Here is a 15,011-nt window from a genome sequence, read left to right as displayed (position 1 = left end):
TAGCAGGAAGTGTCCGTGAACAGCCTTCCTGTTTTTCTTACTCATTGAAGGAATATAACAGCTAACTAGGGACAGTTATGCCTCATGATATATTCGAACTCTCGCAAATGAGTGCCGAGATGGCTCTCCAGTTTCTTCACAGTTCATGGGGAGGTTTATCAGCTGAGGAAGCACAAAACCGCTTGGAAGGGTATGGAACAAACGAAATCAAATCCAAGCGCTATCGCTCCATTATTCTGGAAGCGCTCTCACACTCCACAAATCCCTTAGTGGCAATTTTAATGTTTGCTGCTGTTGTTTCGGCATTTACAGGAAATCTTGCAAATGCAGTTATTATCATTCTTGTCATTACAGTGAGTATTTTTCTGGATTTTTTTCAAAGCCATCGTTCGCTGTTGGTTGCTGAAAAATTACAAAATACAGTAGCGCAGTTATCAAAAGTGTTTAGAGATGGTAAGGAAATTAATCTTCCTTCAAAGGAGCTGGTTCAAGGTGATGTCATCAAATTGGTTGCGGGTGATATGGTGCCAGCAGATTGCCGCTTGTTGAATGCCAAAGATTTACATGTTCAACAAGCCGTCCTAACCGGAGAATCCTTAGCTGTTGAAAAAGACTTCGCGCCTCTTCCTGTAATTCCTACAAATCCTGCAGCTGCAAACAATGCTGTCTTTGCAGGCTCCTCAATAGTAAGCGGCTATGCAATTGCTTTAGTTGTATCTACTGGATTAAACAGTTTGGTAGGGCAAATTGCCAAAGAGCTCACAAAAACTTCAGTACAGACCGAATTTGAAAGAGGAATGTTGAATTTTGGCCTGTTTATAATGAAGACCATTTTTTTTCTCGTGCTTTTTGTGTTTGTCATAAATTTTTGGTTTGGTCATTCACCAATAGAATCATTATTGTTTGCTATGGCCTTGGCTGTTGGACTCACACCTGAGTTTTTGCCCATGATTACCACCGTGACTCTAGCAACAGGTGCGCTGCGGATGTCCAAACAAAAAGTGGTTGTTAAACATTTAACAGCAATTCAAAATTTTGGCAGCATTGATATTTTATGCTGCGATAAAACCGGTACTTTAACTGAAAACAAGATGACTTTAGAGCAATCGATTGATTTGACCGGTAACAACTCAGAACAAGTTATGTTATTGGCCTATCTAAACAGTTTATATGGAACTGGAATAAAAAATCCCATAGATATAGCCATATTAGAAAATACCAAGCTCAATCCTCTGGATGAAGCCATTTTGCGCCATCATCATCCGGATATAACTTCTTACAATAAAGTGGACGAAATACCTTTCGATTTTGAAAGACGTCGTTCCAGCGTGGTCGTTGACAAGGGGGATGTTCATTGGTTAATAACGAAGGGGGCACCTGAGCAGATACTCCAGCTTTGCACGTTCTATATGATGCAAGAAGAGATCCATCCCTTAAAAGATTCCAGCATTAAAAAATATAGGTCTTTATTTAATACCTTAAGTCAAGACGGTTATCGAGTGCTTGCAGTAGCCTATCGGCAACTTAAAAAACAGCAGATTTATCAGGTAGATGATGAAAAAGATTTAGTCTTAGCCGGTTTTTTGACTTTCCTAGATCCGCCTTTAAAAGATTCTAGTCAGATGATTAATGATCTTAAGAGAGCAGGAATTCAAATTAAAATTTTGACAGGAGATAATGAATTAGTAACTCGCCATGTGTGCAGTGAAGTTGGTTTATCTTGCCAGGACATTTTAGTTGGAGAGCAGATGGAACATATTTCTTCTTCTGCTCTAACGACAATTGCCGAACAAACCCATGTATTTGCCCGCCTTTCTCCCCAGCAGAAGTTAATGATCATACAAGCTCTACGTGCTAAAGGACATGTCGTGGGATTTCTCGGCGATGGCATTAACGATGCACCTTCCTTGCGTGCTTCGGATGTGGGAATCTCAGTAGCTGATGCGGTTGATGTAGCGAAAGAAGCTGCTGACATTATTTTACTTGAGCATAACTTAAAAGTTTTACTGAATGGTATTTTTGAAGGAAGGAAATCATTTGGAAACGTAATGAAATATCTGATGATGGGAACCAGCTCCAATTTTGGCAATATGCTAAGCATGGCATTTATAGCACCATTTTTGCCATTTTTCCCTATGAGGCCCACACAGATATTGATTAATAATCTTTTGTATGATGTATCTCAGCTGACCATTCCTACCGATAAAGTGGATGACAGTTTTCTCCAAAAACCAAAAAAATGGAACATCACGATTGTAAAACGTTTTATGTTTTACATTGGTCCAATCAGTTCTTTGTTTGATTTTGTTACATTTTTTGTAATGCTTAAAGTATTCCATGCTTCTGAGTCGCTGTTTCAAAGCGGATGGTTTCTAGAATCTCTGGCAACGCAGATTTTAGTAATCTTTATCATTCGCACCGCAAAAAATCCCTTTAAAAGCCCACCCAGCCTGCCTTTGACAATGAGTGTTTTGGCTGCGTTAACCCTCGCAATTGTTTTACCTTTTAGCCCAATAGCCCCATACCTCGGATTGGTTCCCTTGCCATGGGGCTTCTTTGTTTTTTTAGTTCTTGCAACTGCAAGTTATTTACTACTCGTAGAATTAGTTAAAAGAAAATTAATGTGGAATTGGTTTCAAGATTTAGTTTAGTGCTGTAAACGACTCTTAACTATTTCGATGGAGTGGCAACTTGTTAACTTTTCATATGCACAGGTCGAAAAAGATGGTTGAGTATTTTGAAATTTCTGAAAATCATAACGTGCTGGGTTAAGTTCTCATGAAGCAATTTCAAACTGCAGCTTCAGGTTATGGATAAACAGCAGCTAAAATTACTTGCGCGTCATAATAGCGTTAAAGATAAGCAAAAATTTTAAATACATTAATTATCAAAATAGCCTGCAGTTAAATCTTTACATAATTGAGCAGGCCATGATGAGGAAAACTGATAGTTCTTGCTTTTTTTACTATCATTTTTAATCACTAATAACTCTGCTTCTATAAGGAAAATATCTGGTTGGGTTATTGACCTATCCGTATAGTCCCAAGTAAAATCCTTAGGATTATAGCCTGCATCAGTAATGGTACGTACGAGCAGATTATCTACAATTTGTTTTCTATGCATAGAAATTTTCCTCCAATAATAAATCCATTTTAATAATAATTTATATATAATTATTATAGGGCGACCCCCCTTAAACGAACACAGAAATCTTTAACATAGATAATAATTTTTGCAGATGAGAGGGTAAAAAGATTAGAAATGATCCTTGGGTATAATTAACCAAAGTTGTGCTTATCTTCTAATACTTAATTCCCTACATTCTTTCTATATGGCTGCAGAACACTAACTTATTATTCAGCGTCTGTATGTATAAAAACACAGTTAAGCATCGATACCTAACTAGTTAAATGGAAATGATAGTTGTTTTGCTCTTGTAATTAGCCGAGCAGCTAATGTTATTTAAATGATTTCTCAAAGGCTTGCAGTTTTGATGGCTACTTGGAACAGCAGAGAGTAATTTTTTGCAGTTCAAAACTTAAATAATTAGGATGAAAAATATCATGGTCACGCAATCTTTAAAAATTTGCGAGGGCTGAAATAGAGTAGAAAACAAAAAATTATTTATTCGCAATAAGTATTTTTTTCTGTGCTGGTGGGAATTGGTTCAAAGCCGTTGAGATTTGCTTATACAACTCAGGCAACCATCGCGGTTGGGCAAAATTGGAGGTTGCTGGTTTTGCCACTCGTAAATCATTGGGGGCTATGATGACTTTGACATGCCTTAAACCCACCCGTCTTGCCAGTAAAAAAAGTTGATCAATTGCTCGATCCCCCACGGCTAAACAGCCTACGGAGAGGGATTTTCCATGAAGAAAAATATTATTCCCAAGTTGCTTGCGTCCATCTTTAATCGCTTGTAAACGATCAAAATTATTGGGGTAATCAATCATCATTGATAAGTGCATTGAACTGAAAGGATTAAACGTAATTAAGCGATAAATACCTTCAGGGATTTGTCCATCCCTTTCTTTCAATTTTGGTCCTAATCGTCCACTAAATGCTGTAAGGGGGTAGGTATGAATGAACTGCCAGGTTTGATTGTCATCTTTAGCCCAAAGCTCTAGCTGTCTTTCTTTTTTAAAGGCCAAAAGCGCAACATCGTTCGGTGGGTAGGCAACGTGTGCATTCGCAAAAAAACGTTTTAATTCGGGTTCTGTTCTTAAACCATATTTGGCAATTGCTTTATCAACAGCCTGTTCCCAATTAAGTTTTGGGGCCATGCTGAAGGTGAATGAAGAAAACAAAAATGCAATGAATAAAAGCAAACTGCGCATAATTGATTTGGCAAAAAATTTTCGGTATGTTAACAAAAAATATTTGATAGAACAAATTGATAACACGACTTCAACTCCTTACTAAGCAATACAATAATTCACTTATGTAGGTTGCTGAAACCTCGCTCTCACCTCTGTAGGCAGCTGTTTTATTACAAAGGTGGGGGCTGCATTTAATTCGCCAATTGATGGTAAAAGGCCATAGTGATTTGGGCACATGAATTTCACCTTGTTGTTGTCACTGATTTTATAAAAAACATATTTATAATCGCAATAAGGTGGTTTGTTGAAGGTAGCTACTTGCAGTATTGGTGTGCCTGCCAGGCGATGCTCAATAAAAATGGCATTAACCCACAAATTAATTAATAAAAAAACCACTCCAATTGTTAATGCAGCTGAGACTAAACTGGAGACAGAGCGGATTAGATAGTGATTGATTCGAGCTACGGCAGTTAATAAGAGATACAGGAAAGAGACCAAAAGGATTATTAAATTTAAAGAATAGGTTGAGGCATGAAGATAGTTAAAATAACTTCCTAAAATTTCACCGCCTGAGGCTCGGTACGCCAGCAATAAGGTAATTAAACTTACCCATAAGGCAATTAGGATATAATTACTGCGCTTAAATTTAAGTCCTAAAACCAAAACAATAAGCGCCAAGAATGGAAGTATGATGTGAATCAAGTCCGCAATGTTAATCATTAAAGTATCCTTTCCTGGAACAATGACTAATTGGAATTTAGTGTACCTCAGACTAAAGCTTCTGTCTCGAGAATACCAAGGCTAAAGACGAATTGCAAAGTACCAGTATGAAAAATAGGCTAGGGCTCTTGCGAAACAGAGGGCTCTTTTATCAATAGCAAAATCGGCTCTACTTCTACAGGTAATTTAAATTTAATGGGCAGGGAAACTTGTCTCTGCATGTATTGCGATAAAGCAGCACTTACGTAATAAATGGATGCTGGTCTATTTTTTACATTGCTTATTGGCTGATTCTTAATTTGATTTTTAGGTAACCTTCTCGGATGAACGCTACCAAGCCAGATAGGTTGTTTCATACTTTTCAAGTGAAAATTGGATCGCCAAATGCGTAAAACCTGTACTGGATTTCCATCGTTGGGTTGAAAAATCATCATCAACATAGGTTTTTTGTTTAGATACAGCTGCGCCATTAAAGGCAAATCTTGTGCAGCCGGTTGACCGCTCACCCGAGAAATAAGGGAATTGAAAAAAGAATCATCTACTTTTCGCCAGCCGTAGGAGCTAAGAGATTGCTCAAGATTATTCAATGAGCCAGCATATTGTATATTAAACACACTGATGCGGTTGCCAATTCGGTTAGTACGATAAATAGGCAAAAGGGGTTTACTTTGATCCCACCATAAATCATCGGTGAAGAGGTATTGTGCTAAATAAGGTTGATGATTATGCAGTTCCTGTCGATAAAAGGGGATGGCTTCCATAAAGCTAAAAATAATCAGGACAAGGCTTAAGGAAAGAGGACCATAAGCTGAGCAGTGGATGACTGGCTTCTGTTGGCGATAAAAAAGCCAATGAATTAAACTAAGACTGAAACCACAAAGGTAAGCCCCCAAGACGTCAGTCAACCAGTTATCTCCGAGATAAACTGGAGCAAATCCAGCTAAAAATAAACTAATGGAGAGAATGATTTTCACAAACCGGTTGATTAAATTAACGCAATAGGCATTTAAGAAAAACATAAATGCTGTAAAAAGAGATGCAGCATAAGTCAAACCAATCAATGGGAAAGAATTACCAGTTTGAACCTCCAACAATCCACGTGGCCTTGGGTAGTGTATGAATCCATATAAAAACAACAATACAATGGTGGTTGTGAGACAAAGACTAAGCCAATAGGAAAGTGAGCGCCAATCCCGAAAATAAATGGCAATGGACGCAACAGCAATGATTAGCGTAACAACAGCAACTGATCCGGATAGCTCTGAAACCACGATAAAAAATGAATCAAATGGTTTTGTTCGTAAGCTTTGTAAAAATAAGTGAACCGGTTCATTAATGTCTGTTATCCAGCTTTGGTGGATAACGAGTATGGATAACAGGCAAAATAGAACCGAACTTAAGATAAACAGAATAACGATGGCCGCTGTGGGATAATAATTAATTTCATCGACGGGAGTAACCTTTATAAACAGCCTGGCCAGATAAGGGTGTTCGCGGGACCAGGACCAGAAACTGTGTAAACCCTTCCGCAGGATGTGGTTTAAACGAATAAATAGCCATTTCAAACCCACACTTAAAAGCCAAAGTCCAGCAAGTAAAAATAAAACAAGCAAAAACAGGCGAGTTGCACTCTCAGGGGATAACTCACTGCTTGCGGCACCAATTAAAACACCGGGTAATACATAAAGGATTGACCAACCCAGTGCAGATATGAAATTGGCTAGGAAGAAACGCCAATGACTCATTCCCATCATTCCGGCAATAACAGGAATTATTGAGCGCAAAGGACCTACAAAGCGTCCTACGACAACACTTTTTCCTCCATGCTTTGAAAAATAATCTTTACCAAGCGATAACCAGTTTGGATAACGGCTAAAGGGCCAAACGTTAATGAGTCGGTCTCTGAAAATGTAGCCAAGTGCGTAACTTGCTCCATCCCCGGCCACTGCTCCAAGAGTGGCAGCTACAAAGGTTAAATCAATTCTCATGACGCCAGATCCAGCCAAAATTCCAACCGCAGTCATAGTTACTGAGCCAGGCACTATGCTGCCAATAATGGCTAAAGATTCAGCAAAAGAAATGAAGAACGTGATCAATAATGCCCAATTGGGATGGTCATGAAGCCAAAGTACAAGTGGTTGAAGATAATTAGAGAAAAAATGCATAATTAGCGTTCAAAATAGGTTAAAAAAGTGTCAGCAAAATCTTTGCTGACAGTTGAAACACTAACAGGGTGAAAGTAATCACTAATCTGCGTCATTCTTAATTTGGCAAATCCACAGGGGTTAATTCCATTAAAAGGTTCTAAATCCATTGCCACATTTAAAGCAATCCCATGATAAGTACGGCCATTTTTTACCCTCAGTCCTATTGAAGCAATTTTTTTATCGTCGACATATACACCTGGCGCCCCAGGTTGAATATTGGCTACGATGCCGTATTTACCTAGTAAATCCATTAGAATGTGTTCGAGTTTTGCCACCAGGGTCCTTACCCCAAGATTTCGTCTGCTGATATCCATTAGAACATAAGCAACCAATTGTCCAGGTCCATGATAGGTAACCTGCCCACCGCGGTCGGTTTGCACCACCGGAATTGAAGAAGGATTTAAAATATGCTCTGCTTTCCCGGCCTGTCCCTGAGTGTATACGGCTGGATGTTCAAGAAGCCATAATTCATCATCCGTATTTTCATCTCTTGAAGACGTGAATCGCTTCATATCATCCCAAACACTCAGATAGGGTTGCACCCCTAAATATTTTATTTGAAGCATCATAATACCCATTTAATATCAGGATGCTGTGTTAATTCAAGATAAAGAGCATCCAAAGCAAGTTGACTATGAGCATAGATTATTACTGTGATGGCAAGATAATTTCCTTGCCCACTCTCCTTGGCACTAATTGCATCATCAAGCGTGTCAGGAAAATGTTTTTTTGCAATTCCACAAATCTCTTTGAATAAGTCATCGTTATTCCTGCCGATAATTTTTACAGGAAAATTACAGGGGAATTCTATTAATGATTTTTTATCAGTCATAATTGCTTTGGATTAATTGTTTAAAATTTCGATGAATTTTATCCCAGTATGAACCTCCACGGCCCTCGGCTATCATCACATCATCAATATAAGTTATAGGATAAATTTCCTTGGTTGTGCTGGTAAGCCAAATTTCCTGAGCTTGATACAAACGCCCTATAGGAATCTTTTCTTCTCGAAATGGCCAGGACATAGATCGAAGCAGTTCAATGGTAATTTGACGCGTGATACCTGCCAAACATAAATTATCCAGGGGAGGGGTTAGCACAATTCCTTCCTCATCCACCATGAAAATATTGCTTGCACTTCCCTCAGTTAAAAAGCCATCGCGAGATAAAATTGCAGTATGAGCGCCATTCGACACGGCAGCATCATTGAGCAGAATGTTAGCAAGCAAAGAAGTGGTTTTGATGTCGCAGCGTAACCAACGGATGTCTTCAATCACATTGGCCCTTAGACCTTTTGCCTTGGTTTCGAAGGAGGCATAAGGGGTGTGAATGGTAAATGCAATCACCGAGGGGCGCAGCCCATCTGGAATGTCGTGTTTACGAACCCCTTGGTTTCCACGTGTAACCTGTACATAAATCTGCAGGTCTCCTCCGCCATTTAATTCAATCAATTGCTGAAACAGGTTTAACCAATCTAGATTTGGCTTTGGAATTCTGGCATTGTCAAGACTGGTTTCCAATCGTTTCATATGCCGGGCGACGAAAAAAGGGCGGCTTTGATAGACTGGAATTACCTCATATATGGCATCTGCAAATAAGAAGCCACGATCAAAAATGGAAATTTTTGCGTCTGCAGCTTCAACAAACTCACCATTAAGATAGACAATGCCCATCATATAAATCCCTTTTAACCAAACCAGCTTCTAAATGCCAAACGGATAGAGTCCTTCATGCATGTAAACATGCCTCCTTTAGGCACGGCTTGTAGTGCATACAAATTGTAGCTGGAGAGAATATTGTTATCAAATTGGACAACTAATTCGCCCACTTTTTGGCCTTTTTCGATAGGAGCCTGCAAATTAGGAGGTATCTTTGTATTGATGCTCAAACGTTGGTACTGACCACTGGGTATGGTTACAAATTGATCGGTTTGCAAACCTACGTTTAATTTATCCACAGCCCCTTTATAAATCGGGATTTCACTAATGGTTTGACCCGCTTTGTAAAGTTGATGAGTTTCAAAGAAACGAAATCCATAATTTAACAGTCGCTCACTATCATCCGCACGTGCAGCGTCGGTTGGCGATCCCATAACAACAGCCAGTAAACGCATGTTATCGCGTTTAGCAGAAGAGACGAGGCAGAAACCTGCTTCGTTGGTATGCCCGGTTTTTATTCCATCCACCTGGTTGTCTCTCCAAAGGAGACGATTGCGGTTTGGCTGCCTGATACCATTATAAGTAAACCATTTTTGTTTGTACCATTCATAGTATTGGGGGAAATTAAGAATTAGAGCTCGCCCAAGAATTGCTAAATCTTTGGCAGTGGTGTAATGATTTTCATCAGGTAAGCCTGTGCTGTCTGTAAAATGGCTATCCTTCATTCCCAAATTCTGGGCTTGTTGATTCATTATTTCTGAGAAGCCTTGCTCACTGCCTCCGAGGTGCTCGGCCATAGCGACGCAGGCGTCGTTCCCAGAGTCTACGATGATTCCTTTGAGTAAATCCTCAATTGAAACTTGTTGGCCTTCCTTGACAAACATGCGAGAGCCGCCTGTTTTCCAGGCATCACGACTGATCCTCACTGTGTCAGTTAAATGAATTTGTTGATTTTGTAGCGCATTGGAAATGACAAAAAGTGTCATCATCTTGGTTAGGCTAGCGGGTGGTAATTTCTGATCGCTATTTTTTTCAGCAATAATTTTACCGCTGTTCACATCAATAAGAATGTAAGCTTTCGCATTTAATGTTGGAGCCGAGGGCGTGATAAGTGGCTTATTATTTACCGGTGCCGTAGGTGGAATGCTATTGGACAAGTTAGCTGTCGGTAGAACATCTGCGCTTGCAAACAATAAACTAGAACCGAAAATCAAACTGGCACTGGTTAGCAATTTGCATTTTGAGAATGATGACTTCATGTTTTCTTTACTCATGGTTACAAAAATTCCGTCATGTTATCACAGCCTCAATCCGAACCAAACTCATCGTGCTGGAAAATTTTTTACTGTGATTTTGCTTACCATGACAGCAGAATTTTTTTAAATTGTGTTTAAGAATCAAGTGTAAAAGCTTGTATTGTCTACTTTTCCACTCCATGAATCCGTTAAAAAGTATTTTAATGCCAATTTTCTTTGTATATATTACAGAAAAAAAATAATAGGAGTTGAGTATATTAATGCGAGTCCTCTATCTTTTAGCCTTCTGTCTTCTCGCTGCTTGCGCGACTGCACCGGTTACCCAGCAAGGGGCTGGAAAATCCAGACATGTAACGGCACACAAACAAAGCAACACCAAGGGAAAATACTCTTCCGTATCCCGCTATAAACAAGCCAATGATGGGGCTCCAGCAGGTCCAATTCCCACAACCTTTAAAGAGGTAAAACCTAAGTCTGAACCGCTTAGCCGCTATGGGAACCCCGATGTATATTTGGTCGAAGGTCGACGCTATCAAGTTTTGAAATCCTCAAGTGGATACAAGGCACGGGGAGTAGCTTCCTGGTATGGCACAAAGTTTCACAAGCAAAGAACATCTAGCGGCGATGATTACAATATGTATGCTATGACGGCAGCCCATAAAACTTTGCCTTTACCGAGCTATGTGCGAGTAAAAAATTTAAGCAATGGACAAGTTGCTATTGTGAAAGTCAATGATAGGGGACCATTTCGCAATGATCGGGTAATTGACCTCTCTTATGCTGCAGCGGCCAAGCTGGGCTTGCTTCCAAAGGGAACAGCGCCTGTTGAAATTGAGGCATTAAATATGGGTAAACGAGTGGCCCATTATTATGTTCAGGCAGGAGCTTTCAGTTCGCAAAATCTGGCCTTAGCCTTAAAAAGCAAATTGGCCAAATTAACACCTTCACCCGTTATTATTGAGAAATACAAGCAACGATACATCGTTCGTGTCGGTCCGTTTGCTAGTAAGCAAATGTCAGACAGTCTTAAAAATAAGTTAGCCGCAAATGGCGTTAGTGGCTCTTTTGCTTTGTTGCTATAACTGCATTAGGGGGCTTCACTGCTCCCAATCCAATTTCATTAATGCTTTACTGATTATAACCGAAAGGTGTTTTCATTCTTTTTTCAAGACGATTCATCAATGACAGTCTGGGTTGGCTTGTGCTATTCTTTTGTTTTATTTTTTCAATTAACCGCCTTAAAAATACACAGCAAGGCCAAAAATATTATGGCGGTGTGCAGATTCTGCCTAACGAGAAGCAGTGATGAGTAAAAGAAGACAAAAATTACCGACAGAACCAAAAATTGCAGAGGTTGAACGATTTAGCCATGATGGTCGTGGTATCGCTCGATTGAACGGCAAAACTACATTCATACAAGGAGCTTTACCAGGTGAGACAGTGTCTTTTCAATACAGCACAATTAAAAGTGATTTTGATGAAGGCCGGGTCCTCGACATTTTATCCTCATCACCGTCCCGCGTAGAACCTCGCTGCTCCCATTACAAGATGTGTGGTGGCTGCTCTCTTCAGCACCTCAATGAAGAAACTCAAATCCAGGAAAAGGAAGCGTTGCTGCTTAATCTTCTACAACGGATTGGTCATTGTGAACCTGAGCTAATTCTGCCCCCCCTTAGAAGTCAAAGTTGGCATTACCGCAATAAGGCTCGATTGAGTGTTCGCTTTGTAGAAAAGAAACATGCCAGTCTGGTAGGTTTTCGGGAAAAAATTAACCCCCGCTTTATTACTGAAATTAATGGATGCCCCGTACTCAATACGCAAATTGATGAGGAAATTAAAAACTTAAGGAGCCTTGTTGATTCACTCGATGATCCCCGCGCAATTGCCCAAATTGAAGTTGCTGCCGGAGATGAAGTTATTGCCTTGATTTTCCGTAACCTTAATGAGTTGTCCATTGCGGACGAGGAAAAATTAAGAGCGTTTGGCCAAAGGACAAAGTTTCGATTGTTTTTACAACCTGGCGGTCCTGACAGCGTGCAGCTGTTCTATCCAAAGGAAAGCCCAGAATTTTTAAGCTATGCTTTACCTCAACAAGGCATTACATTTCAATTTCATCCTACGGACTTTACTCAAGTGAATGCTGGTTTAAATCAGCTTATGGTTACCCAAGCCCTGCAGCTCTTGAATTTGAATGCAGAAGATGTGGTGTTGGATCTGTTTTGTGGGTTGGGCAATTTCTCACTTCCAATTGCCAAACATTGTGCCAAGGTAGTTGGGATTGAAGGAAGCCAAACGATGGTGGCCAGAGCTCAAATGAATGCTCAAATGAATAATTTGCACAATACAGAATTTTATTGCGTTAATTTGGAACAAATTGATGCCTTAACAAACCTCAAAAATTATGGGTTTAGCAAACTGCTGCTTGATCCACCTCGATCAGGTGCTTTTGAGATCGTTAAGTCGATACATAAATTTAAATTTAATTTAATTGTTTATGTTTCCTGTAATCCAGCTACCTTGGCTAGAGATGCTGACGTGCTGGTTAATCAGCAAGGGTATCGATTAAAGGCAGCAGGGGTGATGGACATGTTTCCCCATACCTCACATGTTGAATCCATTGCCTTGTTTGAAAAAGGATAATAGTTATGGTGAGAGTCAAAGAAACTTCAGTTGTGTCCGTAGATGGCACAATTGATGTTGAACAATGGTTGCACCAATTAGCAAGTAAAGGATATCTCCAGGATTTAAGTTTAATCCGCAGTGCTTGCACCTTAAGTCAACTGGCAGGGCAGGATCATGCTACTGAGACGGGTGTTTCTTGCTTGCAGCTCGGCTTATCCATGGCAGACGTATTGGCTGACCTTGAGGTTGACCAGGAGACCCTGGCTGCGGCTATTATTTTTGAAAATGTCCATTATGCCGAATTATCCCTAGACGACGTTGAAGAACAACTTGGGGCCTCCATTGCCAAACTGGTCAGACGTATCGAAAAAATGAGTGCCATGCATAATTTGCAAGCCTTGGCAAAATACCCTCAAAACAAGCAGCAAATTGATAACATACGAAAAATGTTACTCGCCATGGTGGATGATGTGCGGGTAGTCCTCATCAAGCTTGCCGAGCGCCTCTGTATCTTAAGAACTTCAGGCCAACTTCCAGAAACCCTGCGTCAACAAATTGCCACCGAAGCGATGGAAATTTATGCTCCTTTGGCCAATCGTCTGGGTATTGGAGCCATTAAGTGGGAGATGGAAGATCTGGCATTCCGCTATCTGCATCCGGATGAATATAAAGCCATTGCCAAGGGATTAAATGCTAAACGTCTTGAACGGGATAAGTATGTTGATTTCATTGTTAATGAATTAAACAAGCAAATCAATTCTCTTGGCATCAAACATTTTGGCGTTTATGGACGCTCTAAACATATTCATAGTATTTATCGAAAAATGAAACGCAAGAATGTGTCGCTTGGGGAAATTTATGATGCGACTGCTGTTAGGGTTTTAGTGGACAGTAAAGAACAGTGTTACGAGGTATTGAGTTTGGTGCATGCCTTATGGGAACAGGTCCCTGCCGAATTTGATGATTACATAGCTAACCCTAAGGCCAATGGCTACCAATCGTTGCATACAGCTGTCGAAGGCCCTGAAAGGCGCGTGTTTGAGGTTCAAATTCGCACTTTCCAAATGCATGATTTGGCTGAAATGGGCGTTGCAGCACACTGGAAGTACAAAGAAGGTGTAGGTCAAAAGGAAAGCCATGAGCGTAAAATTGAGTGGCTTCGTGATGTTCTCGCCTGGCATCGGGAAATGGCGGTTTCCAAAGGCGTTTCAGAGGAAATTGAGTCTGAGTTCCTTGAAGATCGAGTGTATGTCTTTACGCCAGGCGGAGATGTGCTTGATTTGCCGCAAGGGGTAACCCCTCTTGATTTTGCTTATCATGTGCACAGCCAAATCGGCCACCGTTGCCGCGGCGCAAAGGTGAATGGCACCATAGTGCCTTTGACTTATGAACTAAAGACTGGTGATAAGGTTGAAATCCTAACCGGCAAAGATGAGCGCCCGTCGAGAGACTGGATTAATCCACACTTGAATTATTTAAAGACATCACGTGCCAAAGCCAAAGTCCTTCATTGGTTTAAAATGCAAGATTACGACAAGAACCGTGATGAGGGTCGGGAGATTTTAGATAAAGAATTAAAAAATCTTGGTCTTAAATCTGATCGATTGAATGACATTTTAGGCTATTTTAATTTTAAACGCATTGATGATCTATTAGCAGCTTTGGGACGCGGTGACATTAAATTGGGACATATTCTAAATAAACTGTCGCCTACTGAAGAAGTTTCTCCACCAATACAACATATTGTAAAACCCCAAAGTAAGCCTGAAATTACAGGAAGTGATCTGAAAATCGAAGGAGTAGGGAATTTATTGACCCATATGGCTCGTTGTTGCCAGCCTGTGCCTGGTGATGACGTTGTGGGTTATATTACAGTCGGCAGGGGTGTTTCTGTTCATAAAAAAGACTGCCCAAACATTATTCATGCCAGTGAGAAGCAGAGACAACGGTTTCTGCAGGTTAATTGGGGCAGCACGACCCGTGATCACTATGTTGTAGACGTGTTGGTTAAAGCATTCGATCGACCTGATTTATTGCGTGACATCACTTCAATCCTCGCTAATGAAAAAGCTCATGTCTATGCTTTGCAAACACAAAGCAATAAACAAGACAATACAGCGTTTATTAAACTGACCGTTGAAATAGATGGTTTAAACAGTTTGTCCCGACTTTTGACTAAATTGGAACAAGTGCCTAATGTTTTAGAAGCAAGAAGACAAATCTAGACGC

12 protein-coding genes are annotated in these 15,011 nt (G+C 40.2%); 4 read left to right on the top strand and 8 right to left on the bottom strand.

Features of this window, described 5'->3' with window-relative positions; genetic code table 11:
• The first annotated feature begins 77 nt into the window (after positions 1–77).
• On the top strand, positions 78–2,651 hold the full coding sequence (mgtA, locus tag EL203_RS07010; RefSeq protein WP_082647161.1) for a magnesium-translocating P-type ATPase: 2,574 nt from the start codon (positions 78–80) through the stop codon (positions 2,649–2,651).
• Positions 2,652–2,880: 229 nt separating this feature from the next.
• Here the strand turns inward: mgtA and EL203_RS07005 are convergent, their stop codons facing one another.
• The 8 genes from EL203_RS07005 to EL203_RS06970 all read right to left on the bottom strand — a co-directional run bounded on the left by EL203_RS07005 (position 2,881) and on the right by EL203_RS06970 (position 10,163).
• Positions 2,881–3,123, bottom strand: a complete 243-nt coding sequence (locus tag EL203_RS07005; protein WP_058470995.1) for a hypothetical protein — start codon at positions 3,121–3,123, stop codon at positions 2,881–2,883.
• A 497-nt stretch (positions 3,124–3,620) separates the two neighbouring features.
• Positions 3,621–4,283, bottom strand: a complete 663-nt coding sequence (locus EL203_RS07000) for a L,D-transpeptidase family protein (RefSeq protein ID WP_058472204.1) — start codon at positions 4,281–4,283, stop codon at positions 3,621–3,623.
• A gap of 156 nt (positions 4,284–4,439) precedes the next feature.
• On the bottom strand, positions 4,440–5,039 hold the full coding sequence (locus EL203_RS06995; protein WP_058470996.1) for a hypothetical protein: 600 nt from the start codon (positions 5,037–5,039) through the stop codon (positions 4,440–4,442).
• Between the two features lie 119 nt (positions 5,040–5,158).
• Positions 5,159–7,204, bottom strand: coding sequence for a VTT domain-containing protein (locus EL203_RS06990; protein ID WP_058470997.1), 2,046 nt, complete (start codon positions 7,202–7,204; stop codon positions 5,159–5,161).
• 2 nt (positions 7,205–7,206) lie between these two features.
• Positions 7,207–7,812 (bottom strand): lipoyl(octanoyl) transferase LipB, encoded by a 606-nt coding sequence (gene lipB / locus EL203_RS06985; RefSeq protein ID WP_122224930.1) that lies wholly within the window; start codon positions 7,810–7,812, stop codon positions 7,207–7,209.
• Positions 7,812–8,078: a YbeD family protein gene (locus tag EL203_RS06980; RefSeq protein ID WP_058470999.1), complete on the bottom strand. Its 267-nt coding sequence runs from the start codon at positions 8,076–8,078 to the stop codon at positions 7,812–7,814. The genes lipB and EL203_RS06980 overlap by 1 nt, the downstream gene beginning before the upstream one ends.
• Positions 8,071–8,922, bottom strand: coding sequence for an aminotransferase class IV (locus EL203_RS06975; RefSeq protein WP_232003913.1), 852 nt, complete (start codon positions 8,920–8,922; stop codon positions 8,071–8,073). Before EL203_RS06975 ends, EL203_RS06980 begins: the two co-directional genes overlap by 8 nt.
• A gap of 11 nt (positions 8,923–8,933) precedes the next feature.
• Positions 8,934–10,163, bottom strand: a complete 1,230-nt coding sequence (locus EL203_RS06970; protein ID WP_082647162.1) for a D-alanyl-D-alanine carboxypeptidase family protein — start codon at positions 10,161–10,163, stop codon at positions 8,934–8,936.
• Positions 10,164–10,420: 257 nt separating this feature from the next.
• On the opposite strand from EL203_RS06970, the gene EL203_RS06965 reads away from it, so the two are divergent.
• The 3 genes from EL203_RS06965 (at position 10,421) to relA (ending at position 15,007) form a co-directional block, all read left to right on the top strand.
• Complete coding sequence (locus EL203_RS06965; protein ID WP_058471001.1) at positions 10,421–11,242, top strand: septal ring lytic transglycosylase RlpA family protein; 822 nt, start codon at positions 10,421–10,423, stop codon at positions 11,240–11,242.
• A gap of 223 nt (positions 11,243–11,465) precedes the next feature.
• The gene (gene rlmD / locus EL203_RS06960; protein WP_058471002.1) at positions 11,466–12,800 is read left to right on the top strand and encodes a 23S rRNA (uracil(1939)-C(5))-methyltransferase RlmD; all 1,335 of its coding nucleotides are present in this window, start codon (positions 11,466–11,468) and stop codon (positions 12,798–12,800) included.
• Positions 12,801–12,805: 5 nt separating this feature from the next.
• Complete coding sequence (gene relA / locus EL203_RS06955; protein WP_058471003.1) at positions 12,806–15,007, top strand: GTP diphosphokinase; 2,202 nt, start codon at positions 12,806–12,808, stop codon at positions 15,005–15,007.
• Positions 15,008–15,011: the final 4 nt, after the last annotated feature.

It is taken from the genome of Legionella jordanis, from assembly GCF_900637635.1.
GTDB lineage: Bacteria > Pseudomonadota > Gammaproteobacteria > Legionellales > Legionellaceae > Tatlockia > Tatlockia jordanis.
Note: the sequence above shows the minus strand (reverse complement) of the source record. Positions and strands in the feature narration are given on the sequence as shown.

What these genes read in the sequence shown, in the direction of transcription:
- rlmD (WP_058471002.1), top strand. Translation starts at nt 11,466, where the DNA reads ATGAGTAAAAGAAGACAAAAATTACCGACAGAACCAAAAATTGCAGAG.
- mgtA (WP_082647161.1), top strand. Translation starts at nt 78, where the DNA reads ATGCCTCATGATATATTCGAACTCTCGCAAATGAGTGCCGAGATGGCT.
- relA (WP_058471003.1), top strand. Translation starts at nt 12,806, where the DNA reads ATGGTGAGAGTCAAAGAAACTTCAGTTGTGTCCGTAGATGGCACAATT.
- EL203_RS07005 (WP_058470995.1), bottom strand. Translation starts at nt 3,123, where the DNA reads ATGCATAGAAAACAAATTGTAGATAATCTGCTCGTACGTACCATTACT.
- EL203_RS06995 (WP_058470996.1), bottom strand. Translation starts at nt 5,039, where the DNA reads ATGATTAACATTGCGGACTTGATTCACATCATACTTCCATTCTTGGCG.
- EL203_RS06980 (WP_058470999.1), bottom strand. Translation starts at nt 8,078, where the DNA reads ATGACTGATAAAAAATCATTAATAGAATTCCCCTGTAATTTTCCTGTA.
- EL203_RS07000 (WP_058472204.1), bottom strand. Translation starts at nt 4,283, where the DNA reads ATGGCCCCAAAACTTAATTGGGAACAGGCTGTTGATAAAGCAATTGCC.
- EL203_RS06970 (WP_082647162.1), bottom strand. Translation starts at nt 10,163, where the DNA reads ATGAAGTCATCATTCTCAAAATGCAAATTGCTAACCAGTGCCAGTTTG.
- EL203_RS06975 (WP_232003913.1), bottom strand. Translation starts at nt 8,922, where the DNA reads ATGATGGGCATTGTCTATCTTAATGGTGAGTTTGTTGAAGCTGCAGAC.
- EL203_RS06990 (WP_058470997.1), bottom strand. Translation starts at nt 7,204, where the DNA reads ATGCATTTTTTCTCTAATTATCTTCAACCACTTGTACTTTGGCTTCAT.
- lipB (WP_122224930.1), bottom strand. Translation starts at nt 7,812, where the DNA reads ATGCTTCAAATAAAATATTTAGGGGTGCAACCCTATCTGAGTGTTTGG.
- EL203_RS06965 (WP_058471001.1), top strand. Translation starts at nt 10,421, where the DNA reads ATGCGAGTCCTCTATCTTTTAGCCTTCTGTCTTCTCGCTGCTTGCGCG.